Annotated in this window: 10 protein-coding genes; 4 read left to right on the top strand and 6 right to left on the bottom strand. The window is 70.2% G+C overall.

Annotated elements, in window-relative coordinates:
• The first annotated feature begins 117 nt into the window (after nt 1-117).
• Nucleotides 118-699, top strand: a complete 582-nt coding sequence (locus YWY_RS0111935; protein WP_245566650.1) for a DinB family protein — start codon at nt 118-120, stop codon at nt 697-699.
• 124 nt (nt 700-823) lie between these two features.
• On the opposite strand, the gene YWY_RS0111940 is transcribed toward YWY_RS0111935, so the two are convergent.
• From YWY_RS0111940 to YWY_RS0111950, 3 genes are all read right to left on the bottom strand, one after another.
• The gene (locus tag YWY_RS0111940; protein ID WP_028847792.1) at nt 824-1,795 is read right to left on the bottom strand and encodes a DUF6454 family protein; all 972 of its coding nucleotides are present in this window, start codon (nt 1,793-1,795) and stop codon (nt 824-826) included.
• A gap of 299 nt (nt 1,796-2,094) precedes the next feature.
• On the bottom strand, nt 2,095-2,355 hold the full coding sequence (locus YWY_RS0111945) for a hypothetical protein (RefSeq protein ID WP_245566651.1): 261 nt from the start codon (nt 2,353-2,355) through the stop codon (nt 2,095-2,097).
• A gap of 157 nt (nt 2,356-2,512) precedes the next feature.
• The gene (locus tag YWY_RS0111950; protein WP_038045039.1) at nt 2,513-3,259 is read right to left on the bottom strand and encodes a S1 family peptidase; all 747 of its coding nucleotides are present in this window, start codon (nt 3,257-3,259) and stop codon (nt 2,513-2,515) included.
• 218 nt (nt 3,260-3,477) lie between these two features.
• On the opposite strand from YWY_RS0111950, the gene YWY_RS21690 reads away from it, so the two are divergent.
• Complete coding sequence (locus YWY_RS21690; protein WP_084609211.1) at nt 3,478-7,329, top strand: GH92 family glycosyl hydrolase; 3,852 nt, start codon at nt 3,478-3,480, stop codon at nt 7,327-7,329.
• Nucleotides 7,330-7,539: 210 nt separating this feature from the next.
• Here the strand turns inward: YWY_RS21690 and YWY_RS0111960 are convergent, their stop codons facing one another.
• Nucleotides 7,540-8,799, bottom strand: coding sequence for an NAD(P)/FAD-dependent oxidoreductase (locus tag YWY_RS0111960; protein WP_028847795.1), 1,260 nt, complete (start codon nt 8,797-8,799; stop codon nt 7,540-7,542).
• Between the two features lie 162 nt (nt 8,800-8,961).
• Between YWY_RS0111960 and YWY_RS0111965 the strand changes: the two genes are divergently transcribed.
• Together YWY_RS0111965 and YWY_RS0111970 are read left to right on the top strand one after the other, a co-directional pair.
• Nucleotides 8,962-10,503 carry a PucR family transcriptional regulator gene (locus YWY_RS0111965; RefSeq protein WP_028847796.1) on the top strand — a complete coding sequence of 514 codons (1,542 nt, stop codon included), beginning with the start codon at nt 8,962-8,964 and terminating at the stop codon, nt 10,501-10,503.
• A 352-nt stretch (nt 10,504-10,855) separates the two neighbouring features.
• Nucleotides 10,856-12,100, top strand: a complete 1,245-nt coding sequence (locus YWY_RS0111970) for a YeeE/YedE family protein (RefSeq protein WP_028847797.1) — start codon at nt 10,856-10,858, stop codon at nt 12,098-12,100.
• A gap of 262 nt (nt 12,101-12,362) precedes the next feature.
• On the opposite strand, the gene YWY_RS0111975 is transcribed toward YWY_RS0111970, so the two are convergent.
• Both YWY_RS0111975 and YWY_RS21695 read right to left on the bottom strand, forming a co-directional pair.
• The gene (locus tag YWY_RS0111975) at nt 12,363-12,569 is read right to left on the bottom strand and encodes a hypothetical protein (RefSeq protein ID WP_038045040.1); all 207 of its coding nucleotides are present in this window, start codon (nt 12,567-12,569) and stop codon (nt 12,363-12,365) included.
• 29 nt (nt 12,570-12,598) lie between these two features.
• A complete protein-coding gene (locus YWY_RS21695; RefSeq protein ID WP_038045041.1) occupies nt 12,599-14,386 on the bottom strand; it encodes a hypothetical protein in 1,788 nt (595 codons plus the stop codon).
• Between the last annotated feature and the right edge of the window lie 75 nt (nt 14,387-14,461).

A 14,461-nucleotide genomic window follows, 5' to 3' on the forward strand; every position in this document is an offset into this window, starting at 1 on the left:
GCATGACGGGATGACCGCGCGACCGCACGCCGCCGGGTGCGACGGCGGCCGGCGCGGGCGGCGTGCTTCCCGGCGCTTCCGGTGGCCGGTCGTCGGAGTTGTGTCGACAATGACCAGGTGGGCACACGCCGCCGAGCCGACATGTTCACCGAAGACGGCAGGCCGTCGGACGACGATCCGCGCGAGCACGGGCCGAGATTGGCCGACGAACGCACCACACTCAGCGAGTCCCTGCGCAAGTGCCGGCTGACGCTGGAGATGAAGTGCGCGGGGCTGACCGCGGAGCAGATGGCGCGGCGGGCGGTTCCCCCGTCCACCATGTCGCTGCTCGGGCTGGTCCGCCATCTGGCCGATGTCGAGCGCGCGACGTTCCGCGAGCTCATGGCGGGGCAGCGGGCCCCGCGCTGGTTCGGCGGGCCGGGCGATCCGGACGGCGACTTCGACGGCGCGGTCGCCGATCAGTCGCTGGTGGACCAGGCGTGGGCGGTGTGGCGGTCCGAGGTGGACTTCGCCACCCGGTTCGTCGCCCAGGTGCCGAGCTTGGACGTCACCGCGGCCGACCCGGGCAACAAACACGGCAGCGGCGGTGGTGCGATCTCGCTGCGGGAAGTGCTGGTGGGGATGATCGAGGAGTACTCACGGCACCTTGGGCACGTCGACTTGTTGCGCGAGTGCATAGACGGCCGGGTAGGGCAGTAGCGGGCTGGCCCGCGACCAGGGCGGCGCTCAGCGCGTCTCGCCGGCGGCGCGTGCGTCGGGTGTCCGCCGTACGGGTGGAGTCCGGGCGAGGTACCGGCCGGGCCGCCCTGGTCCGGGTCTGCCGCTACGACAGATCCGTCTCGTAGACCAACAGCTCGGTCCCGGCGCCTTCCTCGCCGTCGTCCGGCGCCGCGATCATCCGGAGCGTGTCGCCGTCGACCTCGAACAGCACGGGGTTGCGGGTGATCGTGTGGCCGGCGGTGGAGAAGCCGGGCAGTGGCACCTCGTGCAGGATCGCGTTGTCACGCAGGTCGAGCAGCGCCGCACCGCCCAGCTCGAAGCGGCCGCCGTCCGCGGTCGCCAGCTCGGTGATCCCGGTGCACAGCTGCTTGCGGCTGCCGACGTACGCACAGTCCTGGTAGTCGATGAAGTGGCTGACGTTCTGCTCGACCTTGCGCAGGTGGCCGTGCCGGTTCCAATGCACCATCCGCCGCGATCCCCAGGTCACCCCGTGCACGTCACCGGTGACCCGGTCCACGACGACACCGCCGACGTGGTCGCGGTAGCCGAATTCCTCGGTGACGCGGTAGGTGCGTGGGTCGATCCGGTAGATGATCGCGCTGCTGTTCGGCCGGTACTCGGCGACCGGCACCCACACGTGGCGGCCGTCGTAGTCGATGCCGCCCGGGTGGTAGATCGTGCCCTCGGGCCCTTCGCCCACCTCGATGTCGCGGATCAGCTTGCCGTCGCGGGTGAGCACGAAGACATGCCCCACGCCCTTGCCCGGCGAACGGTCGTAGCCGTCCTCGTCCGGCTCGGGGTACGGTGTCGGCCGCTCGATGATCTCCACGCTGGACAGGAACAGCTTGTCGCCGACCGCGGCCAGCCCCTGCGGGTGATGGGTCTCGAAGGCCAGCGGGATCCGGTCCACCAGCCGCCATGCGGTCGACCGATCGACCTGCCGGATGGCCTCGGCCAGGGGCTCGTCGCGGTGCGCCTTCCCCTTGCCGCCGCCCGGGGCGGCCGAACTGCTGCCCACCACGCCGATCATCGCCACCGGGACGGCGAGCAGGGCCAGAAAGGTACGCGCGCGCATGTTGCTTCTCCTCCGAAGGGGATTTCGATGCACGATCCGTTGCCTATACCCACCCGATGGCGGCAATCAAGACGCGAAGCGACCTTCTTGTGACGCGCGTCTGTCACTGCATGTCTACCAATGAGGGATGATGTGCCATTCGGTCGAGCGATCGTCAACGACGCCTGCCGGGTGTGTCGTGCTCCCGCGCCGGGCACAGGCGGCGGCCACGCACACCGCGGCGACGATCGCCGTAGCGGCATGGCCGTCGACTCGATCTGTTTCGTGCTGGCCGAAGGCGAACCAGAAGCGCCGTACGGCTACTCGCGGCTGCGCCGCTCGGCGCCCGTCTCCCCGGCGTAACCCTCGTCCTGCCCGCTGACCCGGCCGACGAAGGTGTCGTTCTCGCCCGGTCCGGTCGTGCTGGCATCGGTGCCGGAGCGGTCCGGGTCACCGCCGGTTGCCCGGGTGCCCGCCACGGCGGAATCTCCTGGCGCGTCGCTCTCCGGCTTGGGTGTCGGCCGTCCGGACGGCATCAGGGACTGGAAGAAGGACTTGATGGTCTGCAGTGCGGAAGCCATCCCGGCGGCTACCCGTTGTCGTCCACGGTGACACCACGGCTGGCGTCCGCCGGTGCTGACGATCGCGGGTTCGGCCGACCGAGCAAAGTCCGCCTGCCGAACCCGCGATCCGCGCATGTCTTCCGATCTGTTCGGGGCATGCAGCGACCCGGCGGCGTCAGCCGCTGATCACCTGGTTGATCCAGCCGAGGTAAGGCGCGACGTGGGTGTAGGAGGTAGCCGTCTGCCGGTCGCTGGTGGAAGCCACGCCTACCTGCACGTTCCCGGCGAACATCGGCCCACCGGAATCGCCACCGGCCGGGATGCCGTCACCGCGCCGCGCGCACACTGCCTCGCCGCCTCGGTAGTCGGTGCAGCCGTTGCCGACCCGGGTCACGGTCACGTCTGCCACCTTGAGCAGCTGCGACTGGCATTCGATCTCCGGCCGGTCGGTGCACGTGGCGCCCCACCCGTAGACCCGCACGGTGTCGCCTGGGTGCACCGAACCCGGGCCGCCGAGCACGGCGTACTCGGTGTCGACCGGCCGGTCGATCTTCACCAGCGCCAGGTCGGCGGTCGGGTGCTGGTGGATGCCGCCGGGCACTTGGGCGGCTTCGATGCCCTTGGTCTGGTCGACGTCACCGATGCGGAAGGTCAGGTTCCCGCCGGTCACGCAGTGCTGTGCGGTGAGGATCCAGGTGGGCGCGATGATCGTGGCCGAGCAGTTCTCCCGGCCGTTGGTGAACAACCGCGCGGCCCACGGACCGCTCTCGGCCGTGCCGCCGTCGATGATCGTCGGTGCCGGTCCGTCGCCGGCCTGCTGCGCCTGCGCGGCAGGGGCGACGGTCAGCGCGGCGACCGCTCCGGCGGCGGTCACGGTCGCGGCGACGGTGCTGAACAGGGCTGATCTGCGTCGATACAGCATGGGTCCCTCGCTTGTGTCGTGCATCGGTTTCTTCAGCAGGGGTGGAAACCGCTGACGCGGGGGCACGCTAGGGGCCGCATCACCACGCGGGAATCCGTCGATCGTCGTGTCCGGTTGCCACTCGACCGGCCGCCGTGGTGATCACCCGGTAGGGGTTGACAACGTTGTCATACTGAGCACCGAACACTGCGGTACTTCTCGTCGGGGAGGACAACGCGATGGTGCGTCCGCGTGGTTGGTTCCGTTCTTCCTCGGCTCGGCTGACGGCGGTGGCCACCGGTGTGGTGGTGGCGGGGGCGCTGATCGTCCCGCTCGCATCGACCGCGACCGCCGAGCCGGCCGGCAACACCGAGTTCTTCTCCTCGTTCGAACCGGGCGATCCGCGCCCCACGTGGACCGACACCGTCGAGACCGGACCGTCCGGCAAGCCCAAGACGGGCGGCGTCACCTCGGCCGACCCCACCAGGATCGCCGGTGACATCTCCGACCAGATCGTCGAGGTCACCGCCAACGGCGAGAACACCGGCGCAGGCGAGGTGGCGGAGAACCTGGTCGACTTCGACCCGGGCAGCAAGTGGCTGGTGTTCGAGCCGACCGGCTGGGCGCAGTTCCGCTTCGACCAGCCGGTCACGATCACCCGCTACGCGCTGACCTCGGCCAACGACCACCCCGAGCGTGATCCGCGGGACTGGACGCTGCTCGGCTCGGTCGACGGCGAGGACTGGGCCGAGATCGACAGCAGGCAGGGTGAGAGCTTCTCCGACCGGTTCCAGACCAAGGAGTACGCCGTCGACACCGGCACCGCCTACCGCTACTACCGGCTGGACATCACCCGCAACGGCAGCGGCGACATCGTGCAGCTGGCCGAGGTGCAGTTCGCCGGCAAGGACGCCAAGCCGAGCAAGCCGCACATGGGAACGGCGGTCGGCAACGGCCCGACCAGCGCGCCTGCGGCCAAGACCAAAGTCGGTTTCACCGGCACGCATGCGCTGCGCTTCGTCGGCTCCCACTCCGGCAAAGGCCGCGCCTACTCCTACAACAAGGTCTTCGACGTCGACGTCAAGGTGACACCGAAGACAACGTTGTCATACGTGATCTTCCCCGAGCTGCTGGGCGACCTGACCTACCCGAGCACCTACGTCGCGGTGGACCTGGCGTTCACCGACGGGACATACCTGTCGGACCTTTCGGCCAAGGATCGCCGCGGCGTGCCGGTGCACCCGCGGCGCCAGGGCGAGGCCAAGACGCTCTACGCCGACCAGTGGAACAACATCGTGGCCGACATCGGCAAGGTCGCCGCGGGCAAGACCGTGGACCGCATCCTCGTCGGCTACGACAACCCGGCCGCCGGCGACGGCGGGTTCCGCGGCTGGATCGACGACATCCGGCTGACCGCCAAGCAGCCGGAGAAGCGCTACGACAGCGTGGCCGACTACGTCATCACCACCAGGGGGACGCACTCCAGTGGCGCGTTCTCCCGCGGCAACAACTTCCCCGCGACAGCGGTGCCGCACGGCTTCAACTTCTGGTCCCCGATGACCGACGCGGGCTCGATCTCGTGGCTGTACAGCTACCACGCGCACAACAACGCCGAGAACAAGCCGGACATCGAGGCGTTCACGGTCAGCCACGAGCCGAGCCCGTGGATGGGTGACCGGCAGACGTTCCAGGTGATGCCGTCGCCCGCGGAGGGCACGCCGGACGCCGACCGGAAGAAGCGGGCGCTGGCGTTCAGCCACGACGACGAGGTGGCCAAAGCGCACTACTACCGGGTGAAGTTCGACAACGGCATCGTCACCGAGTTCGCGCCGACCGATCACGCGGCGATCTTCCGGTTCCGGTTCCCGGGCGCGGCGAACCTGATCTTCGACAACGTCAACAACGACGGCGGCCTGACCCTGGACCCGGAGAACCGGACCGTCACCGGCTACTCCGACGTCAAGAGCGGACTGTCGGAGGGTGCGGGCCGGATGTTCGTCTACGCGACGTTCGACAAGCCGGTGACCGACAGCGGCATGCTGCCCGGCGGTGGCGGCAAGGACGTGACCGGGTTCTTCAAGTTCGGCGACGCCGACACGGTCACCATGCGCATCGCCACGTCACTGATCAGCGTCGAGCAGGCGCGCAAGAACCTGGAGCTGGAGATCGCGCCGTCCGACACGCTGGAGACGGTGCGGGACCGGGCCAAGCGGGCCTGGGAGGAGAAGCTGGAGGTCGTCGAGGTCGAAGGCGCGACCGAGGACCAGCTGATCACCCTGTACTCCAACCTGTACCGGCTGTTCCTGTACCCGAACTCCGGGTTCGAGAACGTCGGGACCAAGGACAAGCCGAAATACGCCTACGCCAGTCCGTTCGTGCCCAAGGAGGGCAACGACACCCCGACCCACACCGGCTCGAAGATCGTCGACGGCAAGGTGTACGTGAACAACGGCTTCTGGGACACCTACCGGACGACGTGGCCGGCGTATGCGTTGCTCACCCCGAAGCAGGCCGGGGAGATGATCGACGGATTCGTCCAGCAGTACCGGGACGGCGGGTGGATCGCGCGCTGGTCGTCACCGGGCTACGCGAACCTGATGACCGGCACCAGCTCCGACGTGGCGTTCGCCGACGCCTACACCAAGGGCATCGAGAACTTCGACGTCAAGGGCGCCTACGAGGCGGGCATGCGCAACGCCACCGTCACTCCGCCCAACGACAACGTGGGGCGGAAGGGCCTGCGCAAGTCGATCTTCCGCGGCTACACGCCGACCTCGATCCACGAGGGCATGTCGTGGGCCCTGGAGGGCTACCTCAACGACTTCGGGCTGGCCAACATGGCGCAGCTGCTGGCCGACCGGGCGAAGGACCCGGCGGAGAAGAAGAGGTACGCCGAGGAAGCCGAGTACCTGCGCAACCGGGCGCTGAACTACGTGCACATGTTCGACGAGCGGGTCGGCTTCTTCCAGGGCAGGGACGACGACGGCAACTGGCGGCTGTCCCCGGACGAGTACGACCCGCGGGTGTGGGGCTACGACTACACCGAGACCAACGGCTGGAACATGGCCTTCACCGTGCCGCACGACGGCCAGGGGCTGGCCAACCTCTACGGCGGGCGGGACAAGCTGGCCAAGAAGCTGGACGAGTTCTTCGCCACCCCGGAGACGGCGAAGTTCACCGGCTCCTACGGCGGCGTCATCCACGAGATGGTGGAAGCCCGTGACGTGCGGATGGGGCAGTACGGCCACTCGAACCAGCCGTCGCACCACATCCCGTACATGTACAACTACGCCGGTGAGCCGGCCAAGACGCAGAAGCTGGTCCGAGAGATCACCTCGCGGCTGTACTTGGGCAGCGAGATCGGCCAGGGCTATCCGGGCGACGAGGACAACGGTGAGCACTCGGCGTGGTGGGTGTTCAGCGCGCTGGGCTTCTACCCGCTGCAGATGGGCAGCCCGAACTACGCGATCGGCTCGCCGCTGTTCACCAAGGCCACGGTGCACCTGGAGAACGGCAAGAAGCTGGTGATCAAGGCGCGGAACAACAGCCCGCAGAACGTCTACGTGCAGGACCTGAAGGTCGACGGCAAGCCGTACCACAAGACCTATCTGCCGCACTCGCTGCTGGCCGACGGTGCCGTGCTGGAGTTCACCATGGGGCCGAAGCCGTCGAAGTGGGGCACCGGCGCCGCGGCCCTGCCGCCGTCGCTGACCAAGGGCAGCAAGGTACCGCAGCCACTGGCCGACGTGCTGCCGAACTCGTCGGCGGCGACCGACGACGACTCGAACACCGAGGCGGCCGTCACCGAGGTGACCTTCGAGGCGAAGAGGCCGGGCGAGCTGGTCGAGTTCTACACGATCACGTCGGGCAAGTCGGCCGGCAGCGACCCGGGCAGGTGGGTGCTGCGCGGCTCGCGCGACGGCAAGAAGTGGACGGTGCTCGACCAGCGCTCCGACGAGACGTTCACTTGGCGGCAGCAGACCAGGCCGTTCAAGGTCGCCAAGCCGGGCAAGTACACCTACTACCGGCTGGAGTTCGTCGGCGACGCGCGTGTGGCCGAGGTCGAACTGCTCGCCAAGCCTGGACGGTAGTCCGGCAAGCGGCGCGCCAGCCGGCTCTCTCGGGGGGAACCGGCGTGGCGCGCCGCTCATGCCGAGCGCTCGGCTGCCGTCGGCACGACGGGCGAACGGTCGCTGGGCAGGCCTCGCGGCTCCGGCGGATCGGAGCACGCGCAGGCGGGCTCGGCGCGGCGTTCGATGTGCGAGCGCCGACCGCGAGCCGTGGTGTGCTACCGGCGCGGGTCAGCGCAGCGGGTCGCAGTCGATCAGCGCCGCGGGCTGCTTGCCGGTGGTGATCTGCTCGGCCAGCAGGCGACCGGTGGCCGGGCCCTGCGCCAGCCCCCACATGCCGTGCCCGCCCGCGACGTACAGGTTGGGCAGGCGGGTGGCACCGATCAGCGGGCGGCCGTCCGGAGTCACCGGGCGCGGACCGACCCACTCGTCGGTGCGTTCCTCCCAGCGCACGCCCTTCAGCAGCGGCTTGGTGGACGCGATGATCGCCTCCAGGCGCGCGGGCACGAACTTCTCGTCCGGCCCGCGGAACTCCATGGTCCCGGCGACCCGCAGCGCCCCCTGGTACGGCGTGCACGCGACGCGGACCTCGGGCAGGTAGATCGGTCCCGGCACCTCCCCGTCCACCGGCACGGTGAACGAGTAGCCGCGGCCGGCCCGTACCGGCACCCGGACGCCCCACTCGGCGGCCAGGCGGGACAGCCACGCGCCGGTCGCGACCACGGCGGCGTCGGCGCGGAAGGTCTGGCCGCCCCTGGCGTGCACGGTGACCCCGGACGGGGTGGCATCGACGTCGGTGACCTCGGCGATCCTGATCGCGCCGCCGCGCGCGGTGACCGAGTCCGCCAGCGCGTGCACGAAGGTGCCCGGGTCGACGAACCGCTGCTCGTCGATGCGTACACCGGCGGTGAGGGCGTCCGAGGTCAGCGGGACGAGCTCACGCAGCTGGTCGCGTTCCACCGCGGCGTGCGGGACCTGCTGCCCGGCTTCGGCCATCCGGCGCAGTTCCCGCAGCAGGCCGGTGGCCGCCCGCGGGGAGGTGAAGCCTGCGGTGATGGGCGCCGGGTTCGTGGTGGCGGCCACGCCGTTGGCGGTCAGCACGTCGTAGGCCTCGATGGACTCCTCGTTGAGCGGCAGGTTGGTGCGCACCGCTCTGGTCCACGAACCCCAGTGGCAGTTCGCGGCGAACCGGGTGAGGAACGCCCACAGGGCCGGGTCGACCTTGACCGGGATGTGCAGCGGAGCCTTGGGGTTGAACAGCGACTTCACCCCGTAGCGCAGCACGGACGGCTCGTTGAGCGGAATCGCCAGGCCGGGGGCGATCCAGCCCGCGTTGCCCCAGGACGACCCCGCGGCAACGCCCTTGCGGTCGAGGACGGTGACGTCCACACCGCGTTCCTGCAGGAACCAGGCAGTGGACAGGCCGACGATGCCTGCTCCCACCACGATCACCGAACGGGGGCCACCGTCGATGCGCTCGACGCCTGCCATGGGAACCTCCACGCCTTGCCGGCGATGTGTCGTTACGGGGTGATTGGTGCTGAGGTGTCGACCCCATGATGCCGGTCACAGAGCGCGCTGGCTTGTTCGTTTACAACAGTTTCACTAGCTTGACTTGTGGTCTTGCCACAACGCCGGGGAGGGGTTTCGGGCATGGTTCGGCTGGATCGCCTGGTCAACGTGCTCGGCCGGTACGGCGTGCGGTTCTTCCCGTCGTCGGCGTCCCGGGACAGCGAACTGCGCAGCGTCGTGGTGCACGACGACACCGATCCCCGGTTGACCAGCGGTGACGTCTACATCGCCGTGGGGGTGGAGCCGGTGGCCCGTGCGGTCGAGCTCGCCGCAGCCGCGCACTCGGTGGTCGTGCTGGTGCGTGGCCAGGGAAACGCAACCGACGGGCCGGACGCCGACAGCGCGGCGCTGGCGCAACGGTACGGGGTGGCGATCCTCGCCCTGGAGTCGGAGGTGTCGTGGAGCCAGATCACCGGTGTGGTCTACGGGCTGATCCTGGAAGGCAGGGAAACCGAGTCGGGACGTGGCCCCACCGACCTGTTCGCGCTGGCCGACAGCATCGCGGACGCGGTCGGCGGCCCGGTCACCATCGAGGACCAGATGTCCCGAGTGCTGGCCTACTCGGACCTGCAACAAGGGGCCGATCGGGCGCGCCTGGAGACCATCCTGGGCAGGCGGGTGCCCGACGACGTGCGTGCGTTGTTCGAGCGCCAGGGCGTCTTCGCGCATCTGGCGGCCTCCGACGAACCGTTCTACGTGGACGGTGATCCTTCGTTGGGGCTCACCGGCCGCATGGTGGTCGCGGTGCGCGCGGGACGGCAGGTGCTCGGGTCGGTGTGGGTGGAGTGCTCGGGGCCGATCACCGGTGACCGGTACCAGGCGCTGGTCGACGGATCCCGTGCGGTGGCGCTGCACCTGCTGCGTTCCCGGGCGAGCGCCGATCTGGAACGGCAGATCGAGTCGGACCTGGTGATCCGGCTGCTGGAGGGCACCGCGGACACCGCGGTGGCCAGCCAGCTGGGGCTGCAGCACACCCCGGCCAGGGTGATCGCCATGCAGGCGCACGTGCTCCAGGAACGGCACGCCGCGCTGTTGCTGACCTTCGAGCGCGCCACCACCGGTTTCGGCTGGTCCCGGCCGAACCGCAGCGCGCTGATCGGCAACACGCTGTACACGATCTTCGCCGGCGACAGCCTGCCGGCCGCCCGTGCCTGGATCGACGACCTCCGCGGCTCGCTTCCCGAGCACGCGGAGGTCACCGCGGGGATCGGCGGGGTGGCGTCGGTGGCCGAACTGCCCGCCAGCAGGCAGGAAGCCGACGAATGCCTGGCGTTGCACGCCACACGGCCGAAGGGGTCCCCGCCGGTGGCCTACGACGAATCCTGGGACGACATCCTGCTGCAGCGGCTGCGCGTGGTCGCGCAGGCGGGCAGGCGCCCGGAGCGTGGCCCGATCGGGGACCTGCGGGTCTACGACGCCGAGAACGGCACGCACCTGGTCGCCACGTTGCGGGCGTGGCTGGAGACCGGGGGTGACCTGCCGGGGACGGCCAAGCAGCTCGGCGTGCATCCGAACACAGTGCGCAACCGGCTGCGCAAGATGGCCGAGGTGACCACGCTCGAGCTGAACGATCCGCGCAAACGCCGGGCGATGATCATCGCGCTGGCCGTGGACGGCGACTGAGGCCGCAGTGGGCTCGGGCAGGTTCGCGCAGGGTCCGGCGGAGCGGGAACCCGTCGGCTGATTGCGACGTCTTCGCTGGTGCTGCCGGGGTTCCGGCCAGCGGAAGGTTCGCTTGGCTTGAGCGGGCGGTGACGCCGTAGCGCGCCGAAGGGTCGATCCTCGACCAAATACTTCCACACTGTGGAAAAATTTCTCAGATTGTGGCGTGCTGGCTAGCCTGGCCGGGATCTGGTCCGTTCGCACACATCTTCGACGGAGTGTCACCGTGACTGCCCAACCTGACAGTGCCAAGTCCGCGGGCGAACCCGCGGCCGCGCGGCCGGAGGCGACGTCCGAGGCCGCATCGGACGAGGTGAAGACCTTCCTGCTCAGTTCGCCCACGTCGGGTGCTCCGCCGCGGCCCGAGCCAGAGGGACCGGTCGAGGTGCCGTCGCTGGTCGTGGCCGCTGTGCTCGCCGTCGGGGCGAGCATCTACGTCGGGACGCAGTACGGCACCAAGTTCGCCGTCCTGCTGGTGCTCGGGCTCGGCCTCGGCATCGCGCTGTTCCACTCGCGCTTCGGTTTCACCTCGGCATGGCGCCAGTTCATCGCCGTCGGCAACGGCACCGGGTTGCGAGCCCACTCGCTGCTGCTGGGGACGGCCGCGACGCTCATCGCCTTGATCGCGGCATCGGAGTTCACCCTGTTCGATGCGCAGATCCAGCTCAACGCCGGGTCGATCGGCCTGCCGCTGTTCGTCGGCGCGGTGCTGTTCGGCATCGGGATGCAGCTCGGCGGGGCATGCGCGTCCGGCACGCTGTTCGCGGTCGGCGCCGGTCAGGCGACCATCGTGCTCACGCTCGGCGGATTCATCGCCGGCTCGGTCTTCTACACCTGGGCCTACCCGGTGTTCACCGGCTGGCCGGAGGTTCCCGGAGTGCTGCTGTCCGACCACATCGGATGGTTCGGCTCGTGGGCGGTGACCATCGGCGCCTTGCTGCTGATCGTCCTGCTCACCAGGGCGGTGCAGGCGCGCCGCACCCCGCCGCCGGTGGCTCCGCCGCCGACCGCGCACGGCGTGGCGCGGATCGTCCGGGGCTCGTGGCCGCTGCTGACCGGCGCCGTGGTGCTCGGCGTGCTCGCCGCCGCGGTGTTCCTGGTCTCCGGCGGCATCTGGGGCGTCACGTTCGCGTTCGCGTTGTGGGGTGCCAAGCTGCTGCAGCTGGCCGGGGTCGACGTGCAGAGCTGGGAGTTCTGGCAGCAGGCCAAGAACGCGCAGGCCCTGGACGCGTCGATCTTCACCAACTCCACCAGCTTGACGAACATCGGCATCATCGTCGGCGCGGCTGTGGCTGCCTCGGCCGCCGGAGCGTGGACGTTCCGCGCCGAGATCCCGTGGAAGACCGCGCTGGCCGCGGTGCTGGGCGGCATCCTGATGGGGATCGGGGCCCGGCTGGCCGGTGGCTGCAACATCGGTGCCTACCTGGGCGGCATCTCCACCGGCAGCCTGCACGGCTGGCTGTGGGGCGCCGCCGCGCTCGGCGGAACGTGGATCGGGGTGAAGCTGCGGCCGCTGTTCGGCCTCGGCAATCCCAAGCCGTCGGACAGCGTGTGCTGAGCCGGTGTGTCGAGCCGGCCGCCTGATCCTGCCCGGCGCGTCGACCACCGAATTGATCAACCCGATGATCGGGATTCCTAGCGGGGCGAACGTGTACTTGTCGTGGTAGTTCGACGTGTCCGGCTCATCGACCACCTCGGGTTCGTCGGCCAGGGCAGGCGCCGCCGCGGCGGTGAACGCGGCGGCGGCGATCACCGCGGTGACGACACCGCGGGCGAGTGCTCGCTTCATGACGACAACCTTTCTGTGCAGCCGGGCGGAGTCAGCCGGCGATCAGCGTGATGACCTGGTAGACCGGGGCTAGTGCCTGCGTCGGCAGCTGGGAGATCGGACCGACGACGCCGCCGACGTCCACGCCGGGCAGCACCCACACCGGCAGCTCGGCGGCTCCGGCGACACCGTGCGAGAGCCCGAGCAGGCCGAGCATGGCCACCGTCAGCACGGCGACGCGCTGGAGAGCGTTGCGCATGTTTCACCTCCTTTCTGTGTTCGGCCGGATCAGCCGTCGGCATCCGCCAACGGAAGCGACACGGGGACGACCGTGGCGCGCGCGATCCAGTGATCTGGGCCTTCGCCGGGAGGGGCCATGCCGGGGGCGTGTTCGGCGCCCGGCGGCATCGACATGACGCTGACCTGTGCGACGGCGAACACCCGCAGTGGCCCCTGTTCGGGCAGGCCGTTCGCGCGCAGGTACTCCCGGTAAGCGCCGACGGACGGACGCTGCCCGCCGAAGGCATCGCCGATCCGCACGGTGAAGTCGATGGCGGCCGGTTCCCGCGGGTCGAAGCGCAACGGCACCGACGCGCTGGCCACCGACGTGGCGATCGGTTCGTTGAGCAGCCATGGCGCCAGATAGATGCCACGGATGTAGGTCGGTGCCTCGAGTTGTTCCTTGGCGGCGCGCACCGCGGTCTGGTGCGCCGTACGCCAGCCGGACACGATCACCAGGGCGGATTGCCGGGCCGGCCCGGACAGGACGCGGATGCCCGCACGGGCTGCCTCGGACCGGACGACGGTGCCGGCTGCCCGCCCGCGCGGGGTCGCGTCCGCGACGAGAGTGATGGCCCGGACGCCGTGGCTGTCCAGGTATCTCACCAGTTCCCGCAGCGCCGTCTCGTCGGCCGAGGTCAGCACGTCCGGCGGGCAGCGGTCCACGGGAAGCGGGCGTTCGGCGACCAGGCTGCCCAGCGCGGCGGCGGCGCATTCCGGCCCGTCGTCGGCAGGCAACGGGCGCGGGGCCAGTTCACCGGTGTCGACGCCGAGTTCATCGCTGCTCGCACCGCGGGCGAAGATCACATCGCTACGCCCGGGCGGCAGCTGGACCTCGGCCCACAAGCCCTGGGCACCCGGCCGTTTGGTGGCAACCACCTGCTCGCCACCGGCGCTGATCGTGACGTTCGTCCCCGCCGACTCCGGCAGATGCACCAGGTTCGGCCCCGGGCGGTGCGGTGTCACCAGCACCGGGACGTCCCTCCCTTCCAGGTGCACGGTGCCGAGCAACGGTTTGCCCGGCACCGGAAGGTCCGGCGGTGTAGGTACGGCCACCAGCGCCGTCCACGCCAGCAGTGCCCCGGCGACAAGGCCGGCACAGGTGGTGACGATCGCGCCGGGAGAGCGCTTGGCGCGGGCGCGCAGGACGTTGGCGACCGTGGCTGCGGCGGGCAGCACGACCACGGCCACCAGCAGCAGGCCGTAGGCCGACGAGAACAGCCGTCGGTCGATCCCGATGCCGGAGAGCGCGAGCCGAAGCGCGCCGACGCCGGTCAGCAGCGCGGCGAGCGACGTCGCGAGCGGACCGATGCGCGCAGGCACCGGCCGCCGCCGCGCCGCTGGGTCACCGAGCACCAGCGCGGCGATTCCGAACCACGCCGTCGCGGCCACCACATAGCCGGTGTCCAGCGCCAACTCCAGTCCGGACCGGCCCGCCGCGGACTCCACCACCAGCACCAGCAGCAGCGGCGCCGCCGTCCAGCGGGCGGCCACCGGCCACCGCAACAGGGCGGGCACCGCCAGCGACAGCGCGGCGTGCACCCCGCCGCCGACGACGCTGACGTCGTAGATCAGGACGGACGCCACGGCCAGCACGGCCGAGCCCGCACCGGCAGCCCACACCGTCCGGACGAGCCGGCGAGGCATTGCCGCTTGCGCGTGGCGGTGCAGCCACGGCGCCACCAAACCGATCCCGGCGACCACAGCGGCCAGCAGCAACAGCCCCAGCCGCGCGGCGATTTCCGGCCAGCCGGCCCCGACGCTTGCCGCGACGTCGGCGAGGTGATCGTGAACCATCGACGTTCTCCCTGGTCACCAGGCGCGGTGACCGGTGCCGCCGCGCATGGGCGACACCGGTCACGCGCCCGAAGG

The sequence above is a fragment of the Thermocrispum agreste DSM 44070 genome, from assembly GCF_000427905.1.
GTDB lineage: Bacteria > Actinomycetota > Actinomycetes > Mycobacteriales > Pseudonocardiaceae > Thermocrispum > Thermocrispum agreste.

Coding starts and splice junctions, on each gene's coding strand:
- YWY_RS0111940 (WP_028847792.1), bottom strand. CDS start 1,795: ATGCGCGCGCGTACCTTTCTGGCCCTGCTCGCCGTCCCGGTGGCGATG.
- YWY_RS0111945 (WP_245566651.1), bottom strand. CDS start 2,355: ATGGCTTCCGCACTGCAGACCATCAAGTCCTTCTTCCAGTCCCTGATG.
- YWY_RS0111950 (WP_038045039.1), bottom strand. CDS start 3,259: ATGCTGTATCGACGCAGATCAGCCCTGTTCAGCACCGTCGCCGCGACC.
- YWY_RS21690 (WP_084609211.1), top strand. CDS start 3,478: ATGGTGCGTCCGCGTGGTTGGTTCCGTTCTTCCTCGGCTCGGCTGACG.
- YWY_RS0111960 (WP_028847795.1), bottom strand. CDS start 8,799: ATGGCAGGCGTCGAGCGCATCGACGGTGGCCCCCGTTCGGTGATCGTG.
- YWY_RS0111965 (WP_028847796.1), top strand. CDS start 8,962: ATGGTTCGGCTGGATCGCCTGGTCAACGTGCTCGGCCGGTACGGCGTG.
- YWY_RS0111975 (WP_038045040.1), bottom strand. CDS start 12,569: ATGCGCAACGCTCTCCAGCGCGTCGCCGTGCTGACGGTGGCCATGCTC.
- YWY_RS21695 (WP_038045041.1), bottom strand. CDS start 14,386: ATGGTTCACGATCACCTCGCCGACGTCGCGGCAAGCGTCGGGGCCGGC.